This is a genomic window from Bauldia litoralis, from assembly GCF_900104485.1.
GTDB lineage: Bacteria > Pseudomonadota > Alphaproteobacteria > Rhizobiales > Kaistiaceae > Bauldia > Bauldia litoralis.
In genome coordinates this window covers 209764-215810 of the sequence record NZ_FMXQ01000009.1, presented here as the reverse complement: position 1 = coordinate 215810, position 6047 = coordinate 209764, and the positions used below count along the sequence as shown (strand labels likewise).

Genomic DNA, 6047 nt, shown 5'->3' with positions numbered 1-6047 from the left:
TTCGGCGGCGACGGCGAGGACCAGTTCAGTTTCTCGACCAGGCTCAAGAACAAGTGGGCCGACAGGATCGAGGATTTCGAGGTCGGGGACGACACCATCGTGCTCGACAGCGCCATCTTCGACGGGATCGGCGTCGGCGCGCTGAAAGGCAAATTCTTCAACACGGGCAAGAAAGCCAGCGACGGCAACGACCACGTCCTGTGGCAGAAGAACAAGGGGTGGCTGCGCTACGACGCCGACGGCAAGGGCGGCGACGACGCCGTCAAGTTCGCCCGCCTCGACAAGCACCTCGACATCTCCGCCGACGACTTCCTGGTGGTCTGACGCCGTTCCACCAAGAGGACGGCACGCCCTCCGGCACCCACGCAACGCGGTCGCGTCCGAAGGCGCGCGACCGCGCGGTGATTCGCTATATTCCCACCACAATCCCTGTCCAGTCTCGGGAGAGACAGGAGTCAACTATACTTAAACTGTCTCAAGAAATCGGGTAGAAAATCGCGCGGATCCGGTCGAATTCATAGACAACAACCGGCCTCTCAAGGATGAATTGACATTCATTCTGCGGGGCAGATAACTATCGGCAAAAGAAGAACAAAAACTGCAGGAACTCCCACGACATGCTGCTGCGGATCTTTGGGTATCTGTTTGGAATTGGCGTCGCCCTGGTCCTGCTCGTTTCGATCGCGGTCGCCTGGTACATTTCGGGCCTGGTCGACGATCTCCCCGACTATGACGTGCTGGCGGACTACGAGCCGCCGGTCACCACCAGAATCCACGCTTCCGACGGGACCCTGATCGCCGAATTTGCCCGTGAACGGCGCCTCTATGTGCCGATCCAGGCGGTGCCGAACCTGTTGAAGGCGGCCTACATCTCGGCGGAAGACAAGAATTTCTACACTCACGGCGGCATCGACTATGTCGGCATCCTGCGCGCCATCGTCCAGAATGTCCGGGCCTACGGGTCGGGCCAGCGCATGGTCGGCGCCTCGACCATCACCCAGCAGATCGCCAAGAACTTCCTGCTGACCAACGAACGCAGCCTGGATCGCAAGATCAAGGAGGCGATCCTCGCGGTGCGGATCGAAGGGACCTATTCGAAGAACAAGATCCTCGAACTGTATCTCAATGACATCTTTCTCGGACTCGGCAGCTATGGCGTCGCCGCCGCGGCGCTGACCTATTTCGACAAATCGCTCGACCAGCTGACCCTGTCGGAATCGGCCTATCTCGCCGCCCTGCCCAAGGCGCCGAACAACTACCACCCTTTCCGCTACACCCAGCGCGCGCTGGAGCGGCGCAACTGGGTGATCGACCGGATGGTCGAGAATGGCTACGCCACCGAAGCCGAGGGCGAGGCCGCGAAAGCGGAGGACCTCGGGGTGGTTGTGCGCTCGCGACAGGACAGGGTTCTGGCCGCCGACTATTACGCCGAGGACGTGCGCCGCCAGCTGATCGCCATGTTCGGCGAGGATGCGCTCTACGAAGGCGGTCTTTCGGTGCGCACCTCGCTCGACCTCGAGGTCCAGGCGATGGCGCGCAAGGCGATGATCGACGGGCTGCTGGCCTTCGACACCGAGCAGGGATGGCGCGGCCCGATCACCGAGATCGACGTGAGCTACGACTGGGGCGCCGGCCTGGCGGAGCTTTCGCCGCTGTCGGATGTCCCGGAATGGCGTCTCGCCGTGGTTCTGTCGGTCTCCGATACCGAGGCGGAGATCGGCCTTCGGACGGGGTTGGTCCCCGGAACGACGCGCGTCGGCCCGAAGCGCGATACCGGGGTCATCCCCTTCTCCGAGATGGAGTGGGCGAAATGGGCTGTCGGCGACCGCAAGGGCAAGGCGATCAAGACACCGGCCGATGTGCTGTCGGTCGGCGACGTCGTCTATGCCCAGGTTGCCGAGGGGAGCCCGGGCCAGTATCGCCTGCGTCAGATACCGGAAGTCGGCGGCGGGCTCGTGGTCATGGATCCACATACCGGCCGGGTGCTGGCGATGGTCGGCGGGTTCAGTTTCGCCGAGAGCCAGTTCAACCGCGCGACGCAGGCGATGCGCCAGCCGGGTTCGTCGTTCAAGCCCTTCGTCTATGCCTCGGCGCTCGACAGCGGCTATACGCCGGCCTCGGTGATCCTCGACGCGCCGATCGCCATCGACCCCGGCTTCGGCCAGCCGCTGTGGCGCCCCCAGAACTACAGCAAGGAATTCTACGGGCCGTCGACGTTGCGGACCGGCATCGAGAAATCGCGCAACGTGATGACCGTCCGTCTGGCGCAGGACCTCGGCATGCCGATTGTTGCCGAATATGCGCGGCGATTCGGCGTCTATGACGAACTCGGCCCCTACCTGCCGCTGTCGCTCGGCTCCGGCGAGACGACGGTGATGCGGATGGTGGCCGGTTATTCGGTCTTCGCCAACGGCGGGCGGGCGGTGCGGCCGACGCTGATTGATCGCATCCAGAACCGCTTCGGCGAGACGGTCTTCCGCCACGACACCCGGGGCTGCGAGGGCTGCGAGGCGGCCGAATGGACCGGACAGGACGAACCGGTGATCATCGACGACCGCGAACAGGTGCTCGATCCGATGACCGCCTACCAGATCACCTCGATGCTGGAGGGCGTCGTCCAGCGCGGCACAGCAACGGCGGTCTACCAGGCGCTTGAGCGGCCGGTCGCCGGCAAGACGGGAACCACCAACGACTACCGCGATGCATGGTTCGTCGGCTTCTCGCCCGATCTCGCGGTCGGGGTCTACGTCGGCTACGACCAGCCGAGGTCGCTCGGACGCACCGCCACCGGCGGCCGGCTGGCCGCGCCGATCTTTACCGAATTCATGCAGATGGCGCTGGTCGACGCGGCACCGGTGCCTTTCCGGATTCCGGATGGGATGACGCTCATCCCGATCAACCGCAGGACCGGCAAGGTGGCGCCGGAGGGCTCCCCCGACACGATCCTCGAAGCCTTCAAGCCCGGAACCGGCCCGCTGCAGACCACCACGGTGATCGGCACGGCCGACACCATTCGCGACTCCTCCGACCGGCGGCTCTTCAACCGTCAGTCGGACAGGCCCCGCAGGAACGGATTGTTCAACCGGCTGTTCGGCCGCTAGCCGCCGACGGCCGTCAACCTGCCGGAAGGAACCAGATGAAGGCGATCGTGATCCATGCGCCCGGCGACCTGCGCGTCGACCAGGTGGCCGCCCCGACGCCCGGCCCGGGCGAGGTGCAGGTGCAGATCGGCGCCGGCGGCATCTGCGGGTCGGACCTCCACTACTACCATAATGGCGGCTTCGGCGACGTGCGCCTGAAGGAGCCGATGATCCTCGGACACGAGATCGCCGGCACCGTCATCGATGTCGGCCCCGGCGTGTCCTCGGTGCGGCCCGGCGACAAGGTGGCGGTCAACCCGAGCCTTGCCTGCGGGACGTGTGCCTATTGCCAGGCGGGTCTGCAGAACCACTGCACCGACATGCACTTCTACGGAAGCGCCATGCGCTTTCCGCATGTCCAGGGCGCCTTCCGCGAACTCCTGGTCTGCAAGGAAGCCCAGGCGGTCGCGGTGCCTTCGCATGTCTCGCTCGACGAGGCGGCCTTCGCCGAGCCCTTCGCGGTGGCGCTGCATGCCGTGTCGCGGGCGGCACCGCTGGTCGGCAAGACGGTGTTGGTCACCGGCTCGGGACCGATCGGCGTGCTGATCGTCGCCGCGGCGCGGCTGGCCGGCGCGGGCACCATCGTCGTTTCGGACATCCTCGACGAGCCGCTCGCCTTCGCCACCGCGATGGGCGCCGACACAGTGGTCAATACCGGCAAGCAGCCAGACGGCCTTGCTGGCTACGAGAGCGGCAAGGGGACCTTCGACGCGGTGTTCGAGGCATCCGGCAGCGGCGCGGCCGTGATCCAGGCCCTGCGGGTCCTGCGGCCGCGCGGCGCCCTCGTCTGTGTCGGGCAGGGCGGCCAGGCCAACCTTGCGATGTCGGCCGTGGTGACAAGGGAGATCGAACTGCGCGGTGCCTTCCGCTTCCATACGGAATTCCGCACCGCCGTCGACTTCATCGCCGCAGGGCGTGTCGACTTGCGCAAGCTGCTGAGCGCGGCGATGCCGGCGGACGACGCCAAAGCCGCCTTCGACCTTGCCAGCGACAAGAGCCGCAGCATGAAGGTGCAACTGCGTTTCTGATCAGGGAGCGTCGATCGTCGGGCGGTAGCCCCGAAACGGATCGGGGATCGGGAATGAATGGTGCCCAGGAGAGGACTCGAACCTCCACGCCTTGCGGCACACGGACCTGAACCGTGCGCGTCTACCAGTTCCGCCACCTGGGCACGGCGGCGATAGGTAAGCGCGGCCTCAAACCTTGTCAACGACCGGTTTGGACTTCCGTGGATTGGTTGGGCATCGCGGGGCCGATTTCCGTCGGCTTCGGCGACAGTTCGGCCATCCGCTGCCGGGTGGTTTCGGCGAGATCCGTCGCCGCGGACAGTTCGGCCTCGCTCATCCGCGCGACAAGGCGATCACGCCGGGCCAGCGCTGCCTGCCGCTCGGTCGCCGAGCGCAGGCCGAGACCAGCGGAATCGTACCAGATATAGGCGGCGACGGCGTTGCGCCGGACGCCGCGTCCCGATTCGTAGAGCTCGGCGATGGCGCGCTGGGCGTGGGCGTGGCCGTGTTCGGCGGCCGTCAGCAGGTGGCGGGCGGCCGACGCATCGTCGCGGGCGACGCCGTTGCCGTCCCGGTAGATCAGGCCGAGGCTGTAATTGGCGTCGGGATCGGCCGGGTCGACGGCGAGGGCGTAGCGGGCAACCGCCGCCCCGTAATCCTGGTCCTCCGGGGCGTTGATCTGCTTGAGACGGACGGCCTTGCTGACGAGATCCTGTCGGGCCGCCTTGACGATCGAGCGGGATTCCGCCTCGAGCGCCTGGTTGCCGGCCTTGACAATCGACCCGACAACGTCGCGCATCGTGTCCGCCGGGCGGAACCGATCGCCGCCGGCCCCTCGGGCGTCCGTGACGAGGGAATTGCCGGCCGCTCGCTCGGCCGCCATCCGGCTGTTGCGGGCGGGCGTTTCGGAAATATAGACCACTGCGAAGGCAAGGACACCCAACAGCAGGCTGACGACAATGGTTTGGCGCATGGGGCGGTCCCGACAAGAGTGCGGGTTGCTTGGTGGCGAAAATTTTAGTCAAAACAGTTTGTCGAAAAGCAAACAGATTGAGCGGCAATCGAATGGATTCGTTATCGCGGCCTTAAGCTTATCGGTCCATGAGAATGGCGGAATTGCCGGCCTCCGGTCGCCATCGCGCCGAAACGTCGACGCATTTGATGGACGCGCGCCCGTGCGGTAAGGCGTAGGACGCCAGAACGGAGATGATATCGACCCGATGACGATCCGGTTTCACAAGGGCGACCTGCCCGACCTTTCACGCTATCGCGGCAGCGTCGCCATCGACACCGAGACGCTCGGCCTCAATCCCCATCGCGACCGGTTGTGCCTCGTCCAGTTGTCGCCGGGCGACGGCAGCGCCGATATCGTCCAGATCGAGCGCGGCCAGAGCGAGGCGCCCAACCTGACGGCGCTCCTGACCGACAACGACATCGTCAAGATCTTCCACTATGCGCGGTTCGACGTCGCCATGCTGTTCAAGGCCTTCGGGGTGATGACCGGGCCGATCTTCTGCACCAAGATCGCCTCCAAGCTGACCCGGACCTATACGGACCGGCACGGGCTCAAGGACCTGGTCAAGGAACTCCTCGACATCGACATCTCGAAGCAGGCGCAGAGTTCCGACTGGGCGGCCGAGCAACTGAGCGACGAGCAACTCGCCTACGCCGCCTCGGACGTCACCCATCTCCATGCCCTGAAAGAGAAACTCGACGCACGCCTGGCCCGCGAACGGCGCACCGAACTGGCCGCGGCATGCTTCATGTTCCTGCCGGCGCGGGCGCTGCTCGACCTTGCCGGATGGCCCGAAGAGGACATTTTCGCGCATTGACGCGCCCGGCTGACCACGGATTGCCGTTCGGCCACCATAAGCCCACAATGTGGTTGGCATATTTCGCC

4 protein-coding genes, 1 tRNA gene and 1 pseudogene are annotated in these 6047 nt (G+C 65.5%); 4 read left to right on the top strand and 2 right to left on the bottom strand.

The window, feature by feature from the left end; translation table 11 throughout:
• The 3 genes and pseudogenes from BLT60_RS24450 to BLT60_RS20095 all read left to right on the top strand — a co-directional run.
• A pseudogene (locus tag BLT60_RS24450) lies at window positions 1-324 on the top strand (hypothetical protein); the annotation flags it as partial.
• Between the two features lie 296 nt (window positions 325-620).
• Entirely contained in the window at window positions 621-3101 is a 2481-nt protein-coding gene (locus BLT60_RS20100) for a penicillin-binding protein 1A (RefSeq protein ID WP_090879366.1), read from the top strand.
• 35 nt (window positions 3102-3136) lie between these two features.
• The gene (locus tag BLT60_RS20095; RefSeq protein ID WP_090879314.1) at window positions 3137-4168 is read left to right on the top strand and encodes an L-idonate 5-dehydrogenase; all 1032 of its coding nucleotides are present in this window, start codon (window positions 3137-3139) and stop codon (window positions 4166-4168) included.
• Between the two features lie 58 nt (window positions 4169-4226).
• On the opposite strand, the gene BLT60_RS20090 is transcribed toward BLT60_RS20095, so the two are convergent.
• Together BLT60_RS20090 and BLT60_RS20085 are read right to left on the bottom strand one after the other, a co-directional pair.
• A tRNA-Leu gene (locus BLT60_RS20090) sits at window positions 4227-4311 on the bottom strand.
• A gap of 35 nt (window positions 4312-4346) precedes the next feature.
• Window positions 4347-5120, bottom strand: coding sequence for a tetratricopeptide repeat protein (locus BLT60_RS20085; protein WP_090879312.1), 774 nt, complete (start codon window positions 5118-5120; stop codon window positions 4347-4349).
• 247 nt (window positions 5121-5367) lie between these two features.
• Here BLT60_RS20085 and BLT60_RS20080 point away from each other — a divergent pair, with 247 nt between their 5' ends.
• Window positions 5368-5979 (top strand): ribonuclease D, encoded by a 612-nt coding sequence (locus tag BLT60_RS20080; protein WP_090879309.1) that lies wholly within the window; start codon window positions 5368-5370, stop codon window positions 5977-5979.
• Window positions 5980-6047 lie beyond the last annotated feature (68 nt).

Bases quoted from the DNA above. Each gene is read 5' to 3' on its own strand.
- BLT60_RS20095 (WP_090879314.1), top strand. From the start codon at position 3,137: ATGAAGGCGATCGTGATCCATGCGCCCGGCGACCTGCGCGTCGACCAG.
- BLT60_RS20085 (WP_090879312.1), bottom strand. From the start codon at position 5,120: ATGCGCCAAACCATTGTCGTCAGCCTGCTGTTGGGTGTCCTTGCCTTC.
- BLT60_RS20080 (WP_090879309.1), top strand. From the start codon at position 5,368: ATGACGATCCGGTTTCACAAGGGCGACCTGCCCGACCTTTCACGCTAT.